The sequence below is a fragment of the Mycolicibacterium vinylchloridicum genome (assembly GCF_013404075.1).
GTDB lineage: Bacteria > Actinomycetota > Actinomycetes > Mycobacteriales > Mycobacteriaceae > Mycobacterium > Mycobacterium vinylchloridicum.
The window spans coordinates 104652-128644 of record NZ_JACBJQ010000005.1 but is presented as its reverse complement, the minus strand read 5'-3'; the positions used below and the strand labels follow the sequence as shown (position 1 = coordinate 128644).

Below are 23993 nucleotides of genomic sequence, written 5' to 3'. Positions count from 1 at the left end.
GTAACTCAGCCGGTGGACAGTAGCCGGTTGGCGCAGGCGATGACGGCGCGCAGCGCCGACTCGGTCGGGTCCTCCGACCAGCCCATCGCCCATTTCCGGCGCCGACCGTCGCTGCCCTGACCTTCCACGAACGTCGCGGTGTGCGCACCGGCGCCCAGCTGGTGGAAGTGGGTCACCTCGACGCCGATCCCGCGCTCGTAGAGCATCGCCGTCAATGCGGCGACCGGGCCGCTGGCGTGCGCGGTGGCCGTCTCGATGCGGTCGCCGACGGCGAGTGTGGCGCGGAAGCAGCGCGGCTGCGGACCGCGCCGGGACACGTCGTCGCATTCCCACGCGCCCAGGCGAATCGGTCCACCGGCCGGGCTGTAGGTGGCGGTGAAGGCACTCCACGGCATCGTGGCGGCATGTTCGCGCAGCCCGGCGGGAAGCGGTGCGCAGAACTGTGGTGAAGGTTCAGAGATTGTGGTGCTGTGCGGAGCCATGAATCGGTCTTCTCGTCGAACGGAGGCTGACCGACGTCGTAGTTTCGACCCACAGCGGGGGGTCGGTCTGGATCAGACCCCGCTGCGGGTAGCTACTACGACGAGCGCACTATGCACGGTGGCGATGGTAGTCCTCGCCGCGCCGGCTAGGCAAACGAGATCAGGAGTTCCAGCGCGACGGCCGCCACCGCCCCGACAGCGCGTCGTTGACTTCGGCGACGCCGCGGTCGAGGCGCGCACGCTCGGTCGCGTCGAATTCTTCGGCTGCTTGCACCCGCTGGAGTTGCGCCTGGACCACACTTCTGTCGGCCGCGCGCCGCGATCGCCACGCCACCTCACGCAGCACCCACAGCAGCCGCGCCAGAACCTCGACGTCTCCGGCCGATTGACGATGACGCGCACGGTGCCCTCGTCGTCGCACAGCGCGGTCGGGCCGAGCCCGTACCACCAGTTCGCCCAGCAGCGCCGCACTGTGATCGAGCACATGGATCGCCGGTGGTGATCGCCGAGGCCAGGCACCGCTGCAGGGTGTCGAACTGATCGTCGTCGAGTTCGGGCGCGTCGCCGGACGGCCAGGCGAAGGCGACCGGCGAGCCGTCGAGGAGGTAGGTACGCCGGCGCCGCAGCGATGACCACACGCCGATCGAACCTCCTGACTGGGCCGCCTTAGTTACTGAGCGCGTCGATCGCCGACCGCAACTTCGCCGTCACCTCATCGGCGACCGGCTGCAGATCCGCCTGACCGGTGACTCCCACCAATAATTGCGGATTCATCGCCTCCACGTACACGGTGTCCGGTTGGTCCGGGTTGCTGCGCACGACCACATTGCAGGGCAACAGCAACCCGATCTGCCGATCGATCATCACTGCCCGCTGTGCCAGCGGCGGATTACAGGCGCCCAGGATCACGTAGTCACCGAGGGCGTCGCCGGCGTCCTGTCCCAGTTTGCCCGCCATCGTCGCCTTCATGTCGATCTCGGTCAGTACGCCGAAACCGTTCTCCGCCAGGGCTTCCCGGGTGCGTTTGACGGCGTCGTCGAAAGTGCCGTTCACGGTTGTCGACAGCGCGATATCCATGCTCACCAGTCTTCCCCCTAAGCGAGGGCGAGGAACAGCTTTTCCAGCTCGGCTTCACTCATCGGAGCGTCACCGTTGGCCGCGGTGCCGGTGACACACTCGCGCAGCCCGGTCGCAACAATCTTGAAGCCGGCCCGGTCCAGCGCTCGCGATACCGCGGCGAGCTGGGTGACCACGTCCTTGCAGTCTCGACCCTGCTCGATCATCGAGATCACGCCCGTCAACTGACCCTGTGCGCGGCGCAGCCGGTTGAGAACCGCTGCGATGGCGTCTTCATCACCAACCATGGTGAACCTCCTCAGGTCTATTGGGTGAAGCTTACCCGCGGGGGTATAACGCGACATCCTGGGGTTTCATGCCCTCACCTCGGCGCCGATGCCACGAGCTGGGCGACGATCTCGTCCGCGTCACACTTCGGTCCGCGGTTGTACGGCAACTTGGCCAGCATCATGCCCATCACACAGGTGTTGGTGGCCGCCGCGGCGGCCAGCCCGGCGCCCATCACGAAGGCGATCCACTGCGCTCCTGGGACGACCACACCGACCAGAACACTCACCGCGACGATCAGACCGGCGATCAGCCGGACCTGTCGCTCCAACTCCCAGCGCTGCGCCCCCCGGTTGACGCCGAATCCACCGGCCTCCCAGGAGTTCATGCCGCCCTCGAGGATGTGGACGTTGGCGAGTCCGGCGGTGCGCAGCGCCTCCTCGGCCTGCGCGGCGCGTTGACCCGAGCGGCACACCAGTACGACCTCCTCGGTGAGGTGGCCACGGATTTCGTCGCGGTGCTCGCGCAACAGGTCCAACGGGACGTTGTAGGCGCCGGGAATGTGGACGGTCTCGAACTCACCGGGCGTGCGGACATCGAGCACGCGGGGCGGGTGCGCGGCACTCAGTTGAGCCTGCAGCGCGGGGGCGGTGATCATCGTCGGCGATGGCGCGGTCATGTCGGATTTCCCTTCCTTCGGGTTGATACCCTATGGGGTATATATCTGCCATGGTAGCAATACCCCGAGAGGTATTAGGCGGTTGAGGAATATATACCCCTAGGGGTATGTTCCCATGAACGTAACCACATCCCCGACGGCACCGAGCCAAGGAGTACAGGCAATGATCCTCGAGCAGTACTACATCGAGTGCTTGTCGCACGCGTCCTATCTGATCGGCGACCAGACCACCGGCCGCGCCGTCGTCGTGGACCCGCGTCGCGACATCGCCGAGTACCTGGCGGACGCCCGGAAATACGGCCTTCGGATCGAAGGCGTCATCAACACCCACTTCCACGCCGACTTCGTCTCCGGGCACCTGGAGCTGGTGGAGGCCACCGGCGCGTGGATCGGATTCGGTGAGGCCGCTGAGACCGACTACCCGATTCGCCGGCTGGGCCATGGCGAGCACATCTCGCTCGGCGAAGTGGATCTGGAGATCCTCTCGACTCCGGGCCACACCTGGGAATCGATCAGCGTGGTAGTGCGGGAGCATCCCGAGTCGGTGCCGACCGCCGTGTTGACCGGCGACTCGCTGTTCATCGGCGATGTCGGGCGGCCCGACCTGGTCAACATCGGCGACAGCTCGACCAGTGACCTGGCCCGCGCCATGTATCACTCGATTCACGACACGCTGTTCGCGTTGCCCGATTCGGTGACGGTGATGCCGGCCCACGGGGCCGGGTCTTCGTGCGGCAAGAACCTGTCGACGGAACTCACCTCGACGATCGGCGAGCAGCGCCGCACGAACCCGTCGGTGCAGCCGATGAGTATCGACGAGTTCGTCGGGCTGATCACCAACGGTCAACCCGCAGCGCCCGCCTACTTCTCGGTCAACGCCGCGATGAACAAGGGGGTCCATCCGCTGCTGAGCGGGTCTCGCGCCATCCCCGCGATGTCCCCGGCACAGCTGCGCGAGGCGTTGGCAGCCGGAATCCGGGTGGTCGACGCGCGGTCGGTCGATGACTTCGCCGCCGGTCACCTGCGCGGTTCGGTGAACGTCGGCTTCGACGGCCGCTTCGCCGAGACCGGCGGCATGGTCGCCGAGGTCGGCGACACGATCGCACTGGTGACCTACCCCGGCGAGGAACAGGATGCTGCGCTGCGGCTGGCCCGGATCGGCTCGGACAATGCCGTGGGCTATCTCAACGTCGAGCACGGTGAACAATTCCCGTCCGAGCTGCGCGACCTGATCCGCACCGCCCAGCGCGCCAGCGTCGCCGACCTGGACCGCCTGATGGCGCAGGATGCGGTCACCGTGATCGACATTCGCAACCCCGGCGAACGGGAAAACGGCGTGATCCCCGGTGCGCTACCGATCCCGCTGGCACAGTTGCGGGTTCGGCTCGATGACGTCCCTGTCGACCGGCCGATTGTCGTGCACTGCGCCGGCGGTTGGCGCTCGAGTGTCGCCGCATCCCTGCTGCGGGCCAACGGCTTCGACAACGTGACCGACTTGGCGGGCGGCTACAACGCGTGGGCGCAAGCCCACGTCGCCGCCTGACGTCCCGACAACCCGAAAGAATAAGAGGAGAATCATGACAACCGTCAATCTGACGTTCGACGATTTCGAGTCGACCATCACCGACAACCCCGTGGTCATCGTCGATTTCTGGGCGTCCTGGTGCGGCCCCTGCCGCGCCTTCGCACCGGTCTTCGACAAGTCTGCGCAGCGCCACCCCGACGTCGTCCACGCAAAGGTCGATACCGAGGCCGAGCAAGAGTTGGCCGCCGCCCTGCAGATCCGTTCGATTCCGACCATCATGGCCTTCCGCGAGGGCGTTCTCGTCTACAGCCAGCCGGGGGCGATGCCACCGCAGTCGTTCGAGGAGCTGGTCACCAAGGTCAAGGCACTCGACATGGCCGAGGTTCGTGCGACTATTGCCGCGCGCAAAGCCGCAGCCGACGCATAGTTAGTCAACGCGAAGGAGTTTGATCATGTGCTATCCCGTTGAGTGCCCGCACTGCCACAAGACGACCTGGGCAGGATGTGGCGAGCACGTCGACCAGGTGATGCGCGACGTGCCGCCTGCTCAGCAGTGCACTTGCGGTCAGGGTGATCAGCCGCGCCGCTGACCCTCCCTCGCGAGCAGACGCAGAATCGCATGAATCGGCCCCGGCCAGTGCGATGCTGCGTCTGCTCGACAATCAGCTGAAGGGGTTGTCGCCCACCGCGACACGCATACCGAGTCCGATCAACCGGGCCGCCGAATCATGCAGGCGTTCACCGGCTTCGCGATGCGCCTGCCCGGCCAGAAACCTCGAGTACGTCCCCTCGATGACGATTGCCAGCTTGAAGCACGCCATCGCGATGTACCAGTCCAGGTTTCGTGTGGACCTGCCGCCGGCATCGGTATAGGCCGCGATCAGTTCGGGTCGGGTCGGCAGGCCGCCGAGGGCGGCCAGTTCACGGCCGGCATTGATCGGGTCGGGATCATCGGGCCAGCACACCAGGATCCAGCCCAGATCCAGCAGCGGGTCGCCGATGGTGCACATCTCCCAGTCGACGAACGCCGCGACCTCGGGTACATCGCGGCGCAGCAACACATTGTTGAGGTGCGCGTCGCCGTGCATGATGCCCGGCTCACCATCGGGTGGGCGATGCTCGTCGAGCCAGCCCGCGAGACGGCCCGCGTCGAGTATCTCGGGCCGGTAGCGGTCGTGCCGGTAGCTCTCGAGTAGTCCGAGGAAGTTCGGAACCTGGCGCGCCAGAAACGATCCCGGGCGGTGCAGCTGCTGCAGCGGGCGGCCCCGCCACTGCGTCGAGCTCAGCCGGGCCAAGTCTGCGGCATAGTTCAGCCCGACCTGATGCCGCATCCGCGGATCGGCGGCATACGCCGGCGCGATCTCGGTCAGCGGATTGAAGCCGTCGACGTCCTCCATGAGATAGAAGACGACGCCGAGCACGTCGAGATCCTCACAGCCGGCGATGAATTCGGGATGCGGCACCGAACTGCCGGCCAGGGTCTGCAGCACCGCGATCTCGCGCTGCATGGTGCGGTTGCTGTTGGGGCGCGGGTGCGGCGGTGGCCGGCGCAACACGACGCGGCGACCGTCGACACGTAGCCGCACGACCACATTCTGGGTGCCGCCGGGCAGCGGTTCGACATCGCTTACCGCTGATCCGATTCCGCGCCGGCGTACCCAGCTGCTCAGCGCCGCCACCGCGGCGTCATCGAGCGTCAACGCTCAGCACACCCCTCGGGTCTCGAACGCGCCGAAGCGCACCGCGACCACGCAGACGTCGTCGTCGCGAGGCGGCGGGGCCAGGGTGTGGGTCAGTTCGCGGCAGGCCTGCGGCAGGGATTCGTCCCCGCTCCATTCGGCGACGAGGTCCTGCACGCGTGCCATGCCGGATTCGATGTCCTGGCCGCGCCGTTCGATGAGCCCGTCGGTGTACATCACCAGGATGTCCCCCTCGCACACCTGCACGTGACCCTCGCTGTAGGAGGCTCGCTCGACCGGGCCCAGCACCGGGCCGTGCGCACCGGCCAGGCGCATGACCGTCCCGGTCGCCGCTCGTCGCAGCAACGGCGGCGGATGACCGGCCGACGCGTAGGACAGGGTGGCCGACGCGGGGTCCAGCACCGCGACACCCATCGTCGCGAACTTGCCATTGCTGGCATGCCGGGTGAACGTGTTGAGCGAGACGAGCAGTTGCGCCGGCGGCAGACCCTGCAACGCCAACGCCCGTCCGGCGCTGCGCAGCTGCGCCATGTCCTCGACGGCGGGCAACCCATGTCCCACGACATCGCCGACCGCGAAATACCGGTACCCGCGCGACAATTCGAGTGCGTCGTACCAGTCACCACCGAGCCCCTGCACCACATCGGCGGGCTCGTAGCTCACCCCAACGTCCACGCCGGCGATCACGGTGGGGCTGGTCGGCAGCACCGCCGCCTGCAACACCGCCGCACGGGCATGCTCGTCGGCGTACACCCGGGCACGGACCAGCGCCTGGCCGATCATCGTGGCGACAGCCGAGGTGTACGCGAGCTGCGCGGTATCCAGCGGCTGCGGATCGGCCCACGCCAGCACCAGGGCCCCAATTGCCTTGCCGCCCACGGTCAACGGCCAGCTCGCTACCGCCGCGCCACCACTGGCGAACATCCACTTGGCGTTGTCGGGGTATCGCCGGCGATACTCGGCGACCGTGCGGATCACCACCGGCTGCCCGGTACGGACCGTGTCGGTGGCCGCGGTGGCGTCACCCAACGCCACCCCCTCGGCGACCTGATTGGCGACGAACTCGGGGTATCCGCCCATCGCCACCCACTCGAGTTTGGTGCCCTCGTCGTTGACCAGCCCGACCGCGAGTGCTTGCGCACCTGCATCGTTGATCACCTGACCGAGGACGGCATCACCGATCTGGTTCTGGGTGAACGCACCCGAGAGCAACTGTCCGAGGTTCGACAGCGTCTCCAGCCGAGCCCGTTCGCGGCGTTCGGCCTGGCGTTGTTGCACCGCGGTGACCCGCCCGGCGGCCTCCTGCGCGGTCAACATGGCGACCAGCACCACGACGGCGATGAAGGCCTGGCCGATCGCCAGCTGCCCAGGCGCACGCAGATCCAGACTCTCGAACGTCGTGTATCCGGCGTTGGCCATGGCGTTGGCGGTGAAGGCCAGCACCCCGCCACCCAGAACGGCTCCGATCATGTCGAGCCGCAACGCCGCCCACGCCATCACCGGCAACAGGAACAACGCGGGCGGCAATTCGAGGCGGAACGACACCACCGTCAGCCCACCCATGGCCACCAGAACCCCGACGGTATCCAAGATCCGGGCGCGCAGCAGGTGAGATTGGAAGCGCCACAGCAGAATCGGTGCGCCGATCAACAGCACACCGACCCCGTCGCCGGCCCACCAGTGCAATACCGCGATCGTCGACCAGACGTCATTGGTGATTGCGGCGGTCACCCCACCGATGACGCCACCGACCAGCGGGCCAAGGATCATCGCCCCGGCGACAAAGCGGGCCAGGTCGGCTCGCTCACGCAGGTCCGGCGGTCCCTTGCACCAGGCCAGCACCAGCGATGCACCGACCAGAGGTTCCACCGAATTGGCCACCGCGAAGCCGATCGACGTCCCCAGAGCCGCCCCGTAGCGCATGTCGACGGCCAGTTCGGCCACCACGATCGCGGCCACGATCACCGGCCACAGCGCGCGCCGGTTCAGCAGCATGGCCGCGACGGTCACGCCGGCAGGCGGGAAGAACGCAGGCCCGATACCGGCGCCGAACGTCTGCCACGACAACACCGAGCCGGCCAGATAGGGCAAGGCCACCCAGCCGAACAGGCCAGCCGCGTATCCGATTCGATCGCGCACGCTCGGCTCGTTCATGAGTGCCGTCCACGTGATCGGTGGATGAACCGGCCCGCGCGCACGTGACGAGCGTAGTCACCCGCCGCTCAACCGGCGGGCTTCTCAGTGATCGCGAGCAAACCCGTCGTGGTCACGTCGGCGTTGGACAAAGAATTCAGCGGCCTCCCGGATCGACTCGTGCACGTCGCGCGGCTGCCAGCCCAGTTCCCGGACCGCCTTGCTGTGATCCATCGGTGCCATGATGTCCATCAGCCGCACCGTCGTGGGATTCAACGGCAAATCACGACGACTGACGGCAGCGACAATTCCGCCGAGGACCCCGAGGGCCTTCATCACCGGCTTCGGGATGCCCAACCGGGGCGCCGGCCGGCCGGCCGCGCGTGCTGCCGTCTCGTAGAGCTCGCGGTAGGTCAGGTAGCGCTCGGAGACGATGTAGCGTTCCCCCACCCGGCCGTGATCGGCGGCCAGCAGCAACGCCCGGGCGGCATCGGAGATTCCGACCACCTCGGTGGCCATCCCGGCCATGTAGAACGGCAGCTTGCCGGCCGCCGCGGCGGCGACCAGCGAGCCGTGCGGGGTCGGCTGCCAGTCACGTGCGCCGTAGGTGTTGGACACGCACATCGCCACCGCGGGCAGCCCCTTGTCGCGGCTGTAGTCCAGGACCAGCTTCTCGGCCGCGACCCGCGACCCGATGTAGCCGCCGGCGTTGGCGCCCCAGTCGAACGGTGTGTCCTCGTTGACGACTCCGCCGGTGCCGAGCCCGATGGTTCCGATGGTGCTGGTGAAGACGAACCGGCTCAGGTCAGCGTTCACTGCGGCGTCCAAGACGTGCCGCAGCCCCTCGACGTTGGTCCGGTAGAGCGGTGCGGGATCGCGCAGGTTCGCGCGCGTGTCGACGACGCAGTAGTAGACGACATCGCAGCCGTCCATTGCCTCTTTGAGGGCGGCATCATCGAAGATGTCGCCGTAGAAGCGATGCACCGGCAGGTCGTCGATGCCGCGGGTCGAACTGCTGGCACGCAGCATCACGCGCACCGCGTCGCCGCGTTCGACCAGCTGCCGCGTCACGTGCGAGCCGAGGAATCCGCTCGCTCCCAGAACCAGTTTGTCTGTGCCTGCCACGCCCGCAGCATGCCCGATGACAAGGGAGAAGACAAGATTGCCAAAGTGTTCACAGCTGTTTTTCGGGCAGCGTGGTTAGGATCGCCGCCGAACTGGAAAATCCGGAGGTCAAGCGACAGAGATGGACACGACAAGAGGGCCTGCCGCCATCGCGAATCGGAACTGGTTTTCGGCGGTTCTGGGTGCGCTCGGCATCGTCGCCCTGGGTGTCCTGGTCGCCGCCGTCGTCAGCATGTCCCACGAGTCGGCGCACCCCGTGGGACAGCCTCGGCCCGCAGCGACGACGACCGCCTCGGCAGTGCCGGTACACAGTGCCGCGCCCGTCCCGTCGCCTTCGGCGCGGCCGCCCACCTCATGGAGCGCGACGGCCGTCGCCTCCACTCTCTCGACACCGCCGCCCGCGGCGCAACCGCGTGAACCCAGTGTGCGACAACGCCTTCACGACATGTTCCCGCGGCTGATTCCTGCCCGCTGACGGCGCGGCCCGCGAAATCGACGTCATGGTCGTGAATTCGACTCGATCGCGACCATACGGTCGATCTCGATACAAGCAAGATCGTGACCGGTATCGCTCGCATCAGTCCTTGAGGCAGGCTTCGGCGCCGTTGAGGACGCCGTTGCGGTAGTGGCGGATCCGCTCGAAACCGGCACCCTGGCGTTCCACGTCACCGTCGCCGCGGAACACCAACAGCGCAGTGATGGCCTCGTCGAGGTCGCCGGGCGAGATACCGAAGCTGCTGGTGTCCTTGCGGTTCTGCAGCAGGACGCTGGCCGTGTAGGCCCCAGCGAAGCAGTCCCCGCGCAGTGACTGGGTCTTGTCGTCGGAGTCGTCTTGGGCCCGGGTCATCGCGGCCAGCCCGAACTGCGTGGCCAGCAACGTGGCGACCGCGAAATCGCCGCCCTTGCGGTACACCGTCGGCATCGCGTCGACGTTGTCCCATCCGATGTAATCGTCTGGGACACAATAGAACAGCGCGTAGCCCTCGGCACGAGTGCCGCCGCACATCGGCGGGTTGGACGGGTCAAACGGCTCCAGGCCCTTCACCGGCACCCAGAGCTCCCCGTTGGTCAGCTCGGGATACACGTGGGCCCAATAGTCCTCGATGTCATAGGGCACGTCGTTGACCATCGCGTCGTAGGGCATATCGCCGCCGGCGGCCTCGTCCTCGGCATTCTGGAACGGAAGCTCGAGGACCACCGGGTCGTCGTCGCGGTAGGCCTTGCACGCCGCGGTCCCGTTGTCGTAACCGTCCTGGAACGCGCTGACCCGGTCGAAGCCGCTGCCATGCGCCGAGGTGTCGATCTTGCTGGTACCCGGGGAATCCCGCAGTTCCAGGATGCCCGCCAGGGCGTTGTCCATCTCGGCGGCGTTGACCTTGTACACCCCCGCGTCCTTGGCATGCTTGGCCCAGCCGCCGGCGAAGCAGTCGGCCTGCAGTTCCTTGGTCACCGTGCGCGCGGTGAAGTTGGACCGGGCCTGAATCGCGTGCCCCCACTCATGAGCCAGCACGATCGGGATGACGAAATCGCCGAATTTGGACTGCAATTCGGGCAGCAGGGTCTCGGCGTCCCAGGCCACCACGTCCTTGCTGGCGCAGTAGAAGGCGTTGTGGTCGATGTCGCTGGCGCTTTCGGCGCACGGCGGCAGCTCCCCCGAGGACGGGATTACCGCGTAGAAGCCACCCGAGACCGGCTCGTAGTCGCTGCCGTAGAGCTTCGGATATTCCTCGGCCCAGTACTTCTGTAGGTCCTCGATCGCCGCGATCGCCAGCTTGTTGACCTCCGCGGACGAATCGCCGGTGATCGTGACGTCGCCGGGTGCCGGCTTGGCGGTACCCGGGTTGGCGATATTCGTCGGGGTGGGGACGACGGGCTTCGGGCCCCCGCAGGCCGCCAGGGCGACGGCCAGCGCAGCCACTACCAGACCTCTTGTTCGCATGGACGAACATTAGCCAACAACCGCTGCGCCTGCGGTGTATAGCTCAAAAACAGTTTGCCAACTGTGCAAACGCTGGGTGAGCTACCTGATCAGCGGATCGCGCGGCATGCCCAGGATGCGCTCGGCGATCTGGTTGCGGGTGATCTCCGAGGTGCCGCCGGCGATGGACAGAGCGCGCGATCCCAGTGCCGTCCGGCCCGCCATTTCGCCCTCGCCGCCATCGAGCGCGACATCGGGACCGACCAGCGCGGCAGCAATCGTGCCCTGCTCCTGGAACTGCTCGGCCAGGATCAGTTTGGTGATGTTGCCTTCCGGGCCGGGCCCCGCACCTTCGAGGGCACGGACCACGCGGCGCAGGTTCAACAGTCGCAGCGCCTGGTCCCGGGCGAGGAACTTGCCGACCCACTGAACCGCGCCCGCGTGCCGGTCACCGTGCTTCTTGGCCAGCGACACCAACCACGCCGCGGCAGGCGCGATGGTGCCTGCGCCACCGCCGATGCTGACCCGCTCGTTGCCCAGCGTGGCCCGCGCGACGGTCCAGCCGGAGTTCGGCTCCCCCACAACGTCTTCGTCGGGGACGAACACGTCGTTGAAGAACACCTCGTTGAAGTCGGCGCCGCCGGTGATCTGGCGCAGCGGCCGCACCTCGACGCCGGGCGCCTCCATGTCCAGGATCACCGTCGTGATGCCGGCATGCTTGGGCACGTCGAAATCGGTGCGGACGGTGGCCAGCCCGCGCTTGCAGTAGTGTGCCCCGCTGGTCCACACCTTCTGGCCGGTGATCTTCCAGCCGCCGTCCACCCGAACCGCGCGGGTCTTGACCGCCGCGGCATCCGAGCCCGCCGACGGTTCGGAGAACAGCTGGCACCAGATCTCGTCTTTACGCAACGCCTTCTCGACGAATCGTTCGATCTGAGAGGGAGTTCCGTGCTGGATCAGGGTCAGGATCACCCAGCCGGTGATGCCGTAGTCGGGCCGCTTGACGCCGGCGGCGGCGAATTCCTCTTCGATCAGCAGCTGCTCGACGGCACCCGCGGCACGGCCCCACGGCTTGGGCCAGTGCGGCATGACGTAGCCGGTCGCGATCAGCTCGTCGAGCTGCGCCTTCTCGTCGAGCGCGGCGAGTTGATGCGCGTCGGCTCGGATCTGCGTGCGCACCTCGTCGGCCTCGGCCGGCAGGTCCAGACTGTTGGCCCTGCTGACACCCGACTGCGTCAGGTCGAACACGTCGGTGACCGGGCCGTCTCCGCCGAGTAGCGCCTGCACGGTCAGCGCCCGCCGCAGGTGCAGATGCGCGTCGTGTTCCCAGGTGAACCCGATGCCACCGTGCACCTGAATGTTCAACTCCGCGTTGCCGACATAGGCGGGGAAGGCCAGCGCCGCCGCAGCAGCGGCCACCAATTCGAACTGCTTCCCGTCATCCCCGAATGCACGGGCGGCGTCCCACACCACCGCGACCGCCGACTCCGAGGCGACGATCATGTTGGCGCAGTGGTGCTTGACCGCCTGGAATGTCGCGATCGTGCGACCGAATTGCTCACGGACCTTGGCGTATTCGACGGCGGTGTCGACGCAGTCCGAGGCCCCGCCGGCAGCCTCGGCACCGAATAGCGTGCGGGCCAACGCAACTGCCACCGGCCGCGCTCCGGCCAGCACATTGCCGGCTACCGACACGTCACGAAGCGACACCCGAGCCGAGCGCCGAGCGCGGTCGAGGCTTCCCGGCGCGTCGACCGACACCCCGTCGGCACCCCGCTCCACCAGCAACACGTCTGCCCCGCTGGTCAATACCAGCAGATCGGCCAGCCCGGCACCGAGCACCACACCGGCATCGCCGGTCGCCGCATCTCCGGAAACCGTGATGTCACAGGCGAATCCGACCGCGGCAGTGACTGATCCGTCGACAAGGCCGGGCAACAGGCGCGCCTTCTGCTCGTCGCTACCGGCCGCAGACACCAGGGCGGAGGCGACGACGGTCGGCACGAACAGGCCGGGCGCGATCGCCCGGCCGAGCTCGTCGATCACCACCACAAGCTCCGGCAGGCCGAAACCCGAACCGCCGTACTGCTCGTCGACGTGCAGCCCGAGCCAGCCCAGCTCGGCCAGCTCCGACCAGAACGGCGGGCGGGTCTCCTCGACATCGTCGGCGAGGAGGTCCCGCGTTGCCGCCCTGGCCTTCTGCGCAGCCAGGAACGAGCGCGCTATCTCGCTGAGTTCGCGGTGGTCGTCGGTCAGTGCGATACCCATCGGGTCCTCCTCGAGGCGGCGGTGCCTATTCCTCTAATGCCTTACCACAGAACGGATTACTTGGGGGCAAAGCGCTGTCCGGCGTCCAGACGGATGCACTGGCCGTTGAGCATCGGGTTCTCGACGATCGCGGACACCAGCTTGGCGAACTCCTCGGGCCGGCCCAGGCGCTTCGGGAACGCGGCGTCCTTGGTCAGCGCCTTGGCGAACTCGTCGGGAATGCCCTTGGTCAGGCCGGTGGCGAACAGGCTGGGCGCGATCGCCAACGCGCGGATCCCGACCGGACCCAGATCGCGGGCCATGGTCAGGCACATGCCCGCGATACCGGCCTTGGCGGCGGTGTAGGCAACCTGGCCGATCTGGCCTTCGAAGGCGGCGATCGACGCGGTGTTGATGATGACGCCGCGCTCTTCGTCCTCGGGCTCGTTGTTGGCCATGTGCGCGGCCGCCAGCCGGCTGATGTTGAAGCTGGCGATCAGATTGAGGTTGATCGTGCTCTGGAAGGTCTCCAGGGCGTGCGGGCCGTTCTTGCCGAACGTCTTCTCCGCGACACCGCCGCCGGCGGTGGTCAGCACGACGTGCAGGCCCCCCAGCTTCTCGACGGCTTCGGCCAGCACCTTCTCGGTGCCCGCGAAGTCGGTGACGTCAACCGGAAGGAACGGGCCGCCGACAGCCGCCGCGACCTCGGGGCCGTCGGTGCCCTCGCGGTCGAGAATCGCCACCTGAGCCCCGCGGGAGGCCAGCAGTTCCGCACTTGCCCGCCCGAAGCCCGATGCGCCGCCCACGACGACTACCTTCTTGCCCGAGATCTCCATCCGATACTCCTGTCGGTTGATGCCGCAGCCACGCTAACCGTGCGGCTTACAGTTCGCTGTTCCATTCGCGGGACACCCCGGTGGCGCCCGAGCCGGTACGCACGTTACCGGCCGTCATGAATCGGTAATGACCAAGGGTGTCCACCGGGCGGTACTTTGGGCCTCATGGCCCGATCCACCACCGGTCTGCACATGGGGTCCGGGGTGGCCGCAGCGGCCGCCGCCGTCGGCGTCGTCGAGCTGGCCGCCGCCTTCTTCTCACCGGCCGCCGACGCTCGCACCGCGGTGGGCACCGCCGTCATCAACCTCACTCCGGGGCCGGTCAAGGAATGGGCGATCCAGACCTTCGGCACCGCCGACAAGCTGTTCCTGTCGGTATCCGTGCTTGCCGTCATCGGCGTGCTGGCCGCCGTCGCCGCGATCTGGGAACGCTCCCGCATCCCGGTGGGCACGCTGGCGTTCGTGGCCGCCGCGGTGGCCGGCTGCGTCGCGGTGTTGGCGATTCCCGGTGCGCGCGGCGTCGACATCATCCCGACCCTTCTCGGCGCCGTGTGTGGGATCGCGGTGTTGCGTTTCCTCACCGGCCGCATCGCCGCGAGCGAAGCGCCCGAGACGACCGACGACGCCGACGTCGATCCGGGACGCCGGCTCTCGCTGCTGACGTTCGGCATCGGCGGGCTCGGGCTGTTGAGCGGCGTCGCCGGTGCGGTGATCAGCCGCCGGCTGCACTCGGTGTCCGGCGACCGCGAGAGCTTCGCCCTACCGTCGGCGCCGCCGCCGTCGCCGATTCCCGCCGACGTCACGCCCGCGGGCGTGCAGCTACCCAGCTTCATCACGCCCAACAAGGAGTTCTACCGCATCGACACCGCGCTGAGCGTCCCGCAGCTCGCGCGTGCCGACTTCCGGCTGCGGATCCACGGCATGGTCGACCGTGAAGTGACCTACACCTTCGACGACCTGGCGAAGTTCGAGCCGATCACCAAGGTCGTCACGCTGACCTGTGTGTCCAACCCCGTCGGCGGCGACCTGATCTCCAACGCCAGCTGGACCGGATACCGGGTCGCGGACCTGTTGCGCGCCAGCGGGATCCACCCCGATGCCGACATGGTGCTCTCCACCTCCATCGACGGGTTCACCGCGGGCACCCCGGTGGAGGCGCTCACCGACGCCCGCGGATCGATGCTGGCGATCGGCATGAACGGCACGCCGCTGCCCGTCGAGCACGGGTATCCCGCCCGGCTGGTGGTGCCCGGGCTGTACGGCTATGTGTCAGCCACCAAATGGGTGGTGGACCTGGAGCTGACCCGCTTCGACCGGGCGCAGGCCTACTGGACCAAGCTCGGGTGGTCCGAGCGCGGCCCGATCAAGACCGAGTCGCGTATCGACGTCCCGCGCGACGGCCAGAAGGTGGCCAAGGGCCCGGTCACCTTCGGCGGGGTGGCGTGGGCGCAGAACCGCGGCGTGAAGGCCGTCGAGGTGCGCATCGACGACGGACCCTGGCAGGCCGCCCAGCTCGGGGCGGCTTACTCCGACGACACCTGGCGGCTGTGGAGCTTCCCGTGGACCGCCACTCAGGGCGGCTTTCACACGATCACCGCTCGCGCGACCGACAACACCGGCGCGGTGCAGACCGAAGACCAGGCGCCACCCGCCCCCGACGGCGCGACCGGCTGGCCCTCGGTGTCGTTCGAAGTCGGCTGACGCCTGCCGGTTTGTCGGTGTCGCGTGCCAACCTGGAGTCATGTTGCTTGGCGATGTCGCGGCGGCCTCGGTCGATGTGTCGGCGACGTCCTCACGGCTGGCCAAGGTGGCACGGATCGCCGAACTGCTGACCGGAGTGGGCGACCCGCGGCTGGTGGCTGTCGTGGTGTCGTGGCTGTCCGGTGAGCTGCCGCAGCGCCAGATCGGGGTCGGCTGGGCATCGTTGCGCTCGCTCCCGGGTCCGGCGACCGGGCCGACGCTGACGGTGTCGCAGGTCGACACGACGTTCACCGAGATCGGTGCGGTTGCGGGCAAAGGCTCACAGGCCCGCCGTGCCGATCTGCTCGCCGGCCTGTTCGGCGCGGCCACCGAGACCGAGCAGGTGTTCCTGCGGCGGTTGCTGGGCGGCGAACTGCGCCAAGGGGCGCTGGCCGGGGTGATGGCCGACGCGGTTGCCAAGGCGGCCGGCCTGCCCGCCCCGGCGGTCCGCCGGGCCGCCATGCTCGGCGGTGCCCTGCCCGCGGTGGCGGCCACAGCGCTGACCGGCGGAGCCGAGGCGCTGAGCGCGTTCACGTTGACGGTGGGCCGTCCGGTCGGGCCGATGTTGGCACAAACCGCCACGGGCGTGGCCGATGCCCTCGAACGCCTTAGCGGCGACGCCATTTTCGAGGCCAAGCTCGACGGCGCCCGAGTCCAGATCCACCGCAACGGCGATGATGTCACTGTCTACACCCGCAGTCTCGACGACGTGACGGCCCGGCTGCCGGAGGTGGTGGACGCCGCGCTGGCGCTGCCGGTCACCACCCTGATCGCCGACGGCGAGGCCATCGCGCTTCGCCCCGACCTGCGTCCGCACCGGTTCCAGGTGACCGCATCGCGATTCGGCAAGAGCACCGACGTGGCAGCAGCCCGGGCGGCACAACCACTTTCGGTGTTCTTCTTCGACATCCTGCATCTCGACGGTGCCGATCTGCTCGACGAGCCGACGCACGCCCGGCTCGCGGCACTGGACTCGATCGTGCCCGCCGGGCAGCGCGTCGACCGGCTGGTCACCACTGATGCCGCTGCGGCACAGGGCTTTCTGGATATCACGCTGGCCGCCGGCCACGAGGGTGTGATGGCCAAATCATCCACCTCGCCGTACGAAGCGGGCCGCCGCGGCGCGGGCTGGCTGAAGGTCAAGCCGGTGCACACCCTGGATCTGGTGGTGCTGGCCGTGGAGTGGGGATCGGGGCGGCGCACCGGCAAGCTGTCCAATATCCATCTGGGAGCGCTGGATCCGCAGACGGGCGGGTTCGTGATGCTGGGCAAGACGTTCAAGGGCATGACCGACGCGATGCTGGACTGGCAGACAACGCGATTCACCGAACTCGCAACGAGCCCGCTCGACCAATACGTGGTGCAGGTGCGCCCCGAGCAGGTCGTGGAGATCGCGTTCGACGGAGTGCAGGGGTCCAGCCGCTATCCCGCGGGCATGGCGCTGCGGTTCGCCCGGGTGCTGCGCTATCGCGACGACAAGAGCCCGGCCGAAGCCGACACCATCGACACCGTGCGGGCGTTCTACGAGCGGGACTAGCGGGCCGGCACGGGCTGATCATCGACACGCGTGCCGAAGACTCCGAATCCGTGCAGCATCTCCTCGGTGGGCGCCGGCGTCCATTCCCAATCACCGATCTGATTCAACGAGCGGCGACTCAGGTTGGCGCGCAATAGTTCATAGCCGTCGACTCGCAGCAGCGTCATTGGTTCCCCTGAGCCGCAACTCCACTGCTGGTCTTGGTCATCCACGATGAGCAGGGTCGTGCCGCGCCGCAGTTGCCTGCCGAGATAGAGCATCGTCACGTCGAGGAATGGTTGCCAGTGCTCGCGGTCGACGCGGGGAAGTCCCAGTGCCTCATGCAAGTCCGACTCGTGGCAGATGGTGTCGATGGCGAGGTTGGGCCCGTAGAGCTGCTCGTCGCTCAAGGTGGCGTCGGCGGCGGCACCGATGCGGTCCCATTCGCCCATCAGTTCTTCGATCGAGTTGCTCCGACGTTCCCGGACGTGTCGTGCTGTCCACTGATCGCTCGTCACTCCGTCCAAGCGTCCGCTGATGGCATCGGAAGCGCAGCCGACGAGGTGGGCTAGCAGCTCGTGCACCGTCCATCGCGGGGTCGCGGGCACCTGCACTCGACGCTGTTCGTCGCTGAGCGTGGCGGCGAGTTCACTCACCCGAGCGCGGGCGGCGCGATACGTCGTCTCAAGCATGGGTGAACCTCCACGACGCGGTGTTCTGCGAGAAGGCCAGCTGCCAGCCGTCGTCGGTGCGCACCGCGACGCTGGTGTTACGGCGGGTCATCCGGTGCAACCGCCCCGCTATCGCCGCGCGGGCCTGGATCAGCACCACGTCGGGCGTCAGATGCCGCAGACGGGTGATCTCGGTGCGCCCTCTGCGACGATGAGCCTGGCGATCGACCAGCGCGCGGATCGCCTGCTCGTCGGAGTGGCTGATCGTCGAGTGCACCGGTGCGGAAGTGAGACGGGGGGTGGGCCGCAGGTTGGCCAGCAGGACCCGCACGAACAGTGCCGGGTCCCGTAGCCGATCGGGCGGATCGACCAGGCCGCGAACCCGCATAATCCGCTCGGCCACAACGATATCGGTTGCCGCGGCTTTCAACACCGCACGCTGAGTCCATGCGGCCGTCCGCCGGTGCCCGTCGTCGGCAGACGGTGGCCGATCGTTCGTCCGGTTGGCCGACCACACCGGTCCGATGCGTTCGGCGGCGGCGAGAAAGAAACGCCGCGAGATATCGGCATCATCGGCGCGCAGGCAGTCGCGCAGCGCGAGTGCTTGCAGGGCTGCCATCGTCATGCCTTGTCCGTACAGCGGATTGAGGCTGCACAGCGCGTCACCCAGGATCACCAGACCGGACGGCAGGCGCGCCATCCGGTCATAACGTCGCCAGACGGCGGCGGTATTGCGCGAGACGGAGATCTCCCCGACCGGTACCGCATGCCGCATCCCGGCCATGATTCCCTGTGGCAGCAGCTGCGCCGCCGCGTCCATCATCTCGGTGAAATCGACTGGTGGCCTGCCCAACTCGGTTGGACGGGAGATCGCCAGCATCCAGGTGTCGTCCTCGTAGGCGACAAGCAGCGCCCCCGGCGCGCGGGGACCCTGGTTGATGAACGCCATCCGCTCACGGATCCGTCCCGGCGGGATACGCAACAACTGGCTGCTGTAGCCGGTGATCGAGGCGACCTGTTCCTCGGGCACCACGCCATAGCCCTGACTCGCCAAGAAGTGCGCGGTGCGCCCGGCACGTCCGGTTGCATCGACCACCAGCCCGGCCGCGAGAGTCGACGAGATACCGGTGTCGCGGTTGATGATTCGCACTCCGGTCACGGTGTCGCCGGTCAGCACTGGTGCCACGATGTTCCGGCGGTCCAGGATGGTGACGTTCTCCAGCGCGCCCACCCGCCGCCGGAGATGGAACTCGAGGAAAGGGCGGCTGGATTGATATGCCGCCAGCGATTCCGGATCGGCCAGGCGGCCGGTGCGATTCAGTTCATGACGTCCGACGCGCACGTAGAGCCTTGACAGATCGTCGCCGTCGTCGACAACGGCGCCCGCCGCGGCCAGCTCACCCAGGATTCCGGGAAACAACTCGGCGATCACCTGCGTGCCGCGGCTCAGCAGACTGTGCAGATGGCGACCCTGCGGTACCCCGGTCCGCTGCACGGCGTGGCCGGGCAACGCGTCACGTTCCACGACGGTGACCGATCCGTAGAACTCCGAAAGCACCCTGGCCGCCAGCAACCCCGCAAGCCCCGCGCCCAAAACCACCGCTTGTGAATCACGTTCGGCCATGCCGCGACCGTACATCAAAATTAAGAAAATTAAGAGAAACTTGTGGTAACACTAAGACCCGCGCTGAATCGCGGCGCGGCGTTTCGCGTTCCCCTTACTGGCGAACCTGTGAATGAAAGGATCACCGCACCGCCTGACATGACACGTCTCGTCAAGGGAGAAACACCGTGGCTGCACCGACCGCCGAGCCGTCGGAACACATCGAGGAAACCAAGGGCGACGTCACCTATATCCGCACCGAGAAGGATCTGCCGCCGGTTTCGATCATCGACCGCTCGCCCATCACGACCAGGCACAAATTGATCTTCGGCGCCATCGCCGTCGTCGGGGCCATCGCGTGGGCGGTCATCGCCTTCGTCCGCGGCGAGACCGTCAACGCCGTGTGGTTCGTGATCGCGGCGATCTGCACCTACGTCATCGGCTACCGGTTCTACGCCCGGCTGATCGAGATGAAGATCGTCCGCCCGCGCGACGACCACGCCACGCCCGCCGAGATCTTCGAGAACGGCACCGACTACATGCCCACCGACCGACGAGTGCTGTTCGGTCACCACTTCGCCGCCATCGCCGGCGCCGGCCCGCTGGTCGGCCCGGTCCTGGCCATGCAGATGGGCTATCTGCCCGGCACGATCTGGATCATCGTCGGCGCGGTGTTCGCCGGCTGCGTTCAGGACTACCTGGTGCTGTCCATCTCCACCCGGCGGCGCGGCCGCTCGCTGGGGCAAATGGCCCGCGACGAGCTCGGTGCCGTCGGCGGGGTCGCCGCGATCGTCGCCGTGCTGGTCATCATGGTCATCCTGCTCGCGGTGCTGGCGCTGGTCGTGGTCGGCGCGCTCGCCGAAAGCCCATGGGGCGTCTTCTCCATCGCGATGACGATCCCGATCGCGATCTTCATGGGCCTGTATCTGCGGTTCCTGCGGCCCGGCCGGGTCTCCGAGGTTTCCCTCATCGGCGTCGTCCTGCTACTGCTGGCGGTGGCCAGTGGCGGCTGGGTTGCCGGAACCGATTGGGGCACAGACTGGTTCACGCTGTCCAAGGTCACCCTGTCGTGGTGCATCATCGTCTACGGGCTCGCGGCATCGGTGCTGCCGGTGTGGTTCCTGCTCGCGCCGCGCGACTATTTGTCGACGTTCATGAAGGTCGGCACCATCGCGCTGCTGGCGGTCGGCATCCTGCTGGCCCGGCCAATCATGGAGGCGCCGGCGATCTCGAAGTTCGCCGAGAGCGGCTCCGGCCCGGTCTTCGCCGGCTCGCTGTTCCCCTTCCTGTTCATCACGATCGCCTGCGGCGCCCTGTCGGGCTTCCACTCCCTGATCTCCTCGGGCACCACGCCCAAGCTTCTGGAGAAGGAAAGCCAGATGCGGCTGATCGGTTACGGCGGCATGCTCACCGAATCGTTCGTGGCGATCATGGCGTTGGTCACCGCGGCGATCCTCAACCAGCATCTGTACTTCGCCATCAACGCACCTTCAGCCCAGACCGGCGCCACCGCCGAGACGGCCGCCAAATACGTCAACGGCCTTGGCTTGTCGGGCGCCCCGATCACCGGGGCCGAAATCGCCGACGCCGCCAAGAGCGTCGGTGAGGAGTCGATCGTTTCCCGGACCGGTGGCGCGCCGACGCTGGCATTCGGCATGTCCGAGGTGCTGCACCAGGTTTTCGGCGGCGCCTCACTGAAGGCGTTCTGGTACCACTTCGCGATCATGTTCGAGGCGCTATTCATCCTGACCACCGTCGACGCCGGAACCCGCGTCGCCCGGTTCATGCTCTCCGACGCCCTGGCCAATCTCGGCGGCCCGTTGAAGCGGCTCCGCAACCCGAGCTGGCGGGTCGGGGCCTGGATCTGCAGCCTGGTGGTGGTCGCCGGCTGGGGTTCCATCCTGTTGATGGGCGTCACCGATCCGCTCGGCGGCATCAACACCCTCTTCCCGCTGTTCGGTATCGCCAACCAGCTGCTGGCCGCGATCGCCCTGACGGTCGTCACCGTCGTGGTGATCAAGAAGGGTCTGCTGAAATGGGCGTGGATACCCGGCATTCCGCTGCTATGGGATCTGACGGTCACACTCACCGCGTCGTGGCAGAAGATCTTCTCCGGCGATCCCAAACTCGGCTACTGGACGCAGCACTTCGCCTACCGTGCGGCCGCCGAGGCCGGCAAGACCTCGTTCGGCTCAGCCAAGAACGCCGACCAGCTGCACGCCGTCATCCGCAACACGTTCATCCAGGGCACGCTGTCGGTGGTCTTCGCCGTCCTGGTCATCATCGTGTTCCTCGCCGGCGTGACCATGGCGCTGCGGGCGATCCGCGGCGGTGGCCGGGAGTTGACCGAGGACGCGCCGGTGCCCTCGAAGATCTTCGGGCCATCCAGCCTGATCTCGACCTCCGCGGAGAAGGAGGTGCAGAAGCAATGGGACGCACTACCCACATCGCCCGCCAGATCCGTTGGTACATCCGCACATTGATGGGCGACAACCACTACGGCCGCTACGTCGAGCACCGGGCACGCACCCATCCCGGCGAGCCGGTGCTCAGCGAGGCTCAGTACTGGCGGATGCGCCACGACCAGCAGGACGCCAACCCCACCGCCCGCTGCTGCTGATCCTCTCGCCCAAACCGACGATTGGCAGCCAAAGTCCGAGTGGTTTACCACATTTCGTCGATCTCGACGACCCGGTCGCAGTACTGTCGCGTCGTCGCGATCAGCCTGGCATTCACTTCGTCGACCTCGTCGGCCCACGCCCGGGCCGCCGCCGGTGAACGACCACCCTCAATGTGCCGCGCCACCAACCGTTCTCGCCGCACCGGCGCCGGGCAGTCGACGTAGTACAACCGGTCCAGCAGCGGACGCACCGCGGCCCACTGGCCGTCGGGCACACCCAGGTAATTGCCCTCGGTGACCACCAGCGAGCACTCGGCGGGGATGACGTGCCCGGCCGCGAGAGGCTCATCGAGGCTGCGGTCGAACGCGGGCACGTACACATCTCCGCGGACATACTCGGTGCGCACCCGACGCAGCGCGGCGACATAACCCGCGGCATCGAAGGTGTCGATCGCCCCCTTGCGGCCGCGGCGCCCCTGCCGGTCCAGCTCCGCGTTGGACAGGTGGAAACCGTCCATCGGCAGATACGACGCACCGTCGAATGCCGCCACCATCGCCCGCGCCGACGTCGACTTGCCCGCCCCGGGCGGTCCGGTGATGCCGACGACGACGCGCCCGGGCGCGCGAGAGAGCAGATCGGCCACGTCATCGGCGAGGAGGCGCAGAGAACTGTCGGGGTCGTAACTGATGGCTCGCCGCCTCCGATACGTCGGGTAGGTCCGGGGGATGACTGCAGAACAGGACCTCTCATGAATCCATGTCGAAAGATACGCAGTCGGGGGATCATTCGGGCGGCCGCCGCCGCCTTCGCTTCACTTCTGGTGATCGGCGCCATCGCGGCCACGCCGCCGACCGCCAACGCCGCCGAGGTCGAGTACCTGCGCGTCCCGTCGCCGTCGATGGGACGTGACATCGTCGTCCAGTTCCAGGGCGGCGGCCCCAAGGCGCTGTATCTGCTCGACGGCCTGCGTGCCCAGGACGACCGCAGCGGCTGGGACATCAACACCGGTGCGTTCTCGTGGTTCAACGACTCCGGTGTCTCCGTCGTCATGCCCGTCGGCGGCATGTCGAGCTTCTACACCGACTGGTATCGACCGGCAGTCGGCAACGGCACCACCCAGACCTACAAGTGGGAGACCTTCCTGACCTCCGAGCTACCGGCCTGGCTCTCGGCCAACAAAGGGATCAGCCCCAGCGGCAACGCCGTGGTCGGACTGTCGATGTCGGGAAGCGCAGCACTGATCCTGGCCGCCTACCATCCCGGACAGTTCGTCTATGCCAGCTCGCTGTCGGGCTTCTTGCACCTGTCGGCTCAGAGCTGGCCGCTGCTGGTGTCGATCGCGATGGCCGACGCCGGTGGATTCAATGCGCTCGACATGTGGGGCGTGTTCGGCGGGCCGGCGTGGCAACGCAACGACCCGATGCTTCACGTCGGACAACTGGTCGCCAACAACACTCGGGTCTGGGTCTACAGCGGCAACGGCAACCCGACCGACCTCGACGCCGGCCTGGGCAACGCGCAGATTTCCGCGCAGTTCCTCGAGGGCCTGACCAATCGGACCAACCACGAGTTCCAGAGCCGCTATGAAGCCGCTGGCGGACGCAACGGTGTCTTCAACTTCCCGTCCAACGGCACACACAGCTGGGGCTATTGGGGTGGCCAGTTGCAGGCCATGAAGCCTGACATCCAGCGCGTGCTGGGCGCCGCTCCGAGCGCCTGACCTCAGACGAAAGGCCCGGTCCCTTGTGCAGGGACCGGGCCTCTCAGTGTCACGTGTGGGGGCCGCCGCAGGCGGCCTCCAGCACTATTCCCCAGCCCTTGGCTCCTCAAACCCGGCCGCGCAGAATAAGTTC

22 protein-coding genes are annotated in these 23993 nt (G+C 67.5%); 8 read left to right on the top strand and 14 right to left on the bottom strand.

Features of this window, described 5'->3' with window-relative positions:
• Positions 1-5 precede the first annotated feature (5 nt).
• The 5 genes from HPC46_RS06725 to HPC46_RS06705 form a co-directional block, all read right to left on the bottom strand.
• Positions 6-482: an alpha-isopropylmalate synthase regulatory domain-containing protein gene (locus HPC46_RS06725; protein ID WP_179468091.1), complete on the bottom strand. Its 477-nt coding sequence runs from the start codon at positions 480-482 to the stop codon at positions 6-8.
• A gap of 160 nt (positions 483-642) precedes the next feature.
• Complete coding sequence (locus HPC46_RS06720; protein ID WP_179468089.1) at positions 643-966, bottom strand: hypothetical protein; 324 nt, start codon at positions 964-966, stop codon at positions 643-645.
• 182 nt (positions 967-1148) lie between these two features.
• A complete protein-coding gene (locus HPC46_RS06715; protein ID WP_179468241.1) occupies positions 1149-1559 on the bottom strand; it encodes a DUF302 domain-containing protein in 411 nt (136 codons plus the stop codon).
• A gap of 17 nt (positions 1560-1576) precedes the next feature.
• Positions 1577-1846 (bottom strand): metal-sensitive transcriptional regulator, encoded by a 270-nt coding sequence (locus HPC46_RS06710; RefSeq protein ID WP_179468087.1) that lies wholly within the window; start codon positions 1844-1846, stop codon positions 1577-1579.
• Between the two features lie 74 nt (positions 1847-1920).
• Entirely contained in the window at positions 1921-2505 is a 585-nt protein-coding gene (locus HPC46_RS06705) for a rhodanese-like domain-containing protein (RefSeq protein ID WP_179468085.1), read from the bottom strand.
• Positions 2506-2668: 163 nt separating this feature from the next.
• Here HPC46_RS06705 and HPC46_RS06700 point away from each other — a divergent pair, with 163 nt between their 5' ends.
• Both HPC46_RS06700 and trxA read left to right on the top strand, forming a co-directional pair.
• Entirely contained in the window at positions 2669-4048 is a 1380-nt protein-coding gene (locus HPC46_RS06700; protein ID WP_179468083.1) for an MBL fold metallo-hydrolase, read from the top strand.
• 34 nt (positions 4049-4082) lie between these two features.
• Positions 4083-4457: a thioredoxin gene (trxA, locus tag HPC46_RS06695; RefSeq protein ID WP_179468081.1), complete on the top strand. Its 375-nt coding sequence runs from the start codon at positions 4083-4085 to the stop codon at positions 4455-4457.
• Between the two features lie 235 nt (positions 4458-4692).
• On the opposite strand, the gene HPC46_RS06690 is transcribed toward trxA, so the two are convergent.
• The 3 genes from HPC46_RS06690 to HPC46_RS06680 form a co-directional block, all read right to left on the bottom strand.
• Positions 4693-5730, bottom strand: a complete 1038-nt coding sequence (locus HPC46_RS06690; RefSeq protein ID WP_179468079.1) for a phosphotransferase family protein — start codon at positions 5728-5730, stop codon at positions 4693-4695.
• Positions 5731-5733: 3 nt separating this feature from the next.
• Positions 5734-7884, bottom strand: a complete 2151-nt coding sequence (locus HPC46_RS06685; protein ID WP_179468077.1) for a SpoIIE family protein phosphatase — start codon at positions 7882-7884, stop codon at positions 5734-5736.
• Between the two features lie 84 nt (positions 7885-7968).
• A complete protein-coding gene (locus HPC46_RS06680) occupies positions 7969-8988 on the bottom strand; it encodes an NAD-dependent epimerase/dehydratase family protein (protein WP_179468075.1) in 1020 nt (339 codons plus the stop codon).
• A 121-nt stretch (positions 8989-9109) separates the two neighbouring features.
• On the opposite strand from HPC46_RS06680, the gene HPC46_RS06675 reads away from it, so the two are divergent.
• The gene (locus tag HPC46_RS06675; protein ID WP_179468073.1) at positions 9110-9463 is read left to right on the top strand and encodes a hypothetical protein; all 354 of its coding nucleotides are present in this window, start codon (positions 9110-9112) and stop codon (positions 9461-9463) included.
• A gap of 102 nt (positions 9464-9565) precedes the next feature.
• Here the strand turns inward: HPC46_RS06675 and HPC46_RS06670 are convergent, their stop codons facing one another.
• The 3 genes from HPC46_RS06670 to HPC46_RS06660 all read right to left on the bottom strand — a co-directional run bounded on the left by HPC46_RS06670 (position 9566) and on the right by HPC46_RS06660 (position 13989).
• The gene (locus HPC46_RS06670) at positions 9566-10927 is read right to left on the bottom strand and encodes a neutral zinc metallopeptidase (RefSeq protein WP_179468071.1); all 1362 of its coding nucleotides are present in this window, start codon (positions 10925-10927) and stop codon (positions 9566-9568) included.
• A gap of 81 nt (positions 10928-11008) precedes the next feature.
• On the bottom strand, positions 11009-13174 hold the full coding sequence (locus HPC46_RS06665) for an acyl-CoA dehydrogenase family protein (protein WP_179468069.1): 2166 nt from the start codon (positions 13172-13174) through the stop codon (positions 11009-11011).
• Between the two features lie 56 nt (positions 13175-13230).
• Complete coding sequence (locus tag HPC46_RS06660) at positions 13231-13989, bottom strand: SDR family NAD(P)-dependent oxidoreductase (protein ID WP_179468067.1); 759 nt, start codon at positions 13987-13989, stop codon at positions 13231-13233.
• Positions 13990-14154: 165 nt separating this feature from the next.
• Here HPC46_RS06660 and HPC46_RS06655 point away from each other — a divergent pair, with 165 nt between their 5' ends.
• Together HPC46_RS06655 and HPC46_RS06650 are read left to right on the top strand one after the other, a co-directional pair.
• Positions 14155-15690: a molybdopterin-dependent oxidoreductase gene (locus tag HPC46_RS06655; RefSeq protein WP_179468065.1), complete on the top strand. Its 1536-nt coding sequence runs from the start codon at positions 14155-14157 to the stop codon at positions 15688-15690.
• Positions 15691-15730: 40 nt separating this feature from the next.
• Positions 15731-17266, top strand: a complete 1536-nt coding sequence (locus HPC46_RS06650) for an ATP-dependent DNA ligase (protein WP_179468063.1) — start codon at positions 15731-15733, stop codon at positions 17264-17266.
• On the opposite strand, the gene HPC46_RS06645 is transcribed toward HPC46_RS06650, so the two are convergent.
• Positions 17263-17937: a maleylpyruvate isomerase family mycothiol-dependent enzyme gene (locus tag HPC46_RS06645; protein ID WP_179468061.1), complete on the bottom strand. Its 675-nt coding sequence runs from the start codon at positions 17935-17937 to the stop codon at positions 17263-17265. The genes HPC46_RS06650 and HPC46_RS06645 overlap by 4 nt on opposite strands.
• Complete coding sequence (locus HPC46_RS06640) at positions 17930-19540, bottom strand: NAD(P)/FAD-dependent oxidoreductase (RefSeq protein WP_233716265.1); 1611 nt, start codon at positions 19538-19540, stop codon at positions 17930-17932. The genes HPC46_RS06645 and HPC46_RS06640 overlap by 8 nt, the downstream gene beginning before the upstream one ends.
• Positions 19541-19707: 167 nt before the next feature.
• On the opposite strand from HPC46_RS06640, the gene HPC46_RS06635 reads away from it, so the two are divergent.
• Both HPC46_RS06635 and HPC46_RS06630 read left to right on the top strand, forming a co-directional pair.
• A complete protein-coding gene (locus HPC46_RS06635) occupies positions 19708-22002 on the top strand; it encodes a carbon starvation CstA family protein (RefSeq protein WP_179468057.1) in 2295 nt (764 codons plus the stop codon).
• A complete protein-coding gene (locus tag HPC46_RS06630; RefSeq protein ID WP_179468055.1) occupies positions 21948-22139 on the top strand; it encodes a YbdD/YjiX family protein in 192 nt (63 codons plus the stop codon). Before HPC46_RS06635 ends, HPC46_RS06630 begins: the two co-directional genes overlap by 55 nt.
• Before the next feature lie 44 nt (positions 22140-22183).
• Here HPC46_RS06630 and HPC46_RS06625 read toward each other — a convergent pair whose 3' ends face one another.
• On the bottom strand, positions 22184-22804 hold the full coding sequence (locus tag HPC46_RS06625; RefSeq protein WP_179468239.1) for a nucleoside/nucleotide kinase family protein: 621 nt from the start codon (positions 22802-22804) through the stop codon (positions 22184-22186).
• An 84-nt stretch (positions 22805-22888) separates the two neighbouring features.
• Here HPC46_RS06625 and HPC46_RS06620 point away from each other — a divergent pair, with 84 nt between their 5' ends.
• Positions 22889-23860: an esterase family protein gene (locus HPC46_RS06620; RefSeq protein ID WP_179468053.1), complete on the top strand. Its 972-nt coding sequence runs from the start codon at positions 22889-22891 to the stop codon at positions 23858-23860.
• Positions 23861-23993 lie beyond the last annotated feature (133 nt).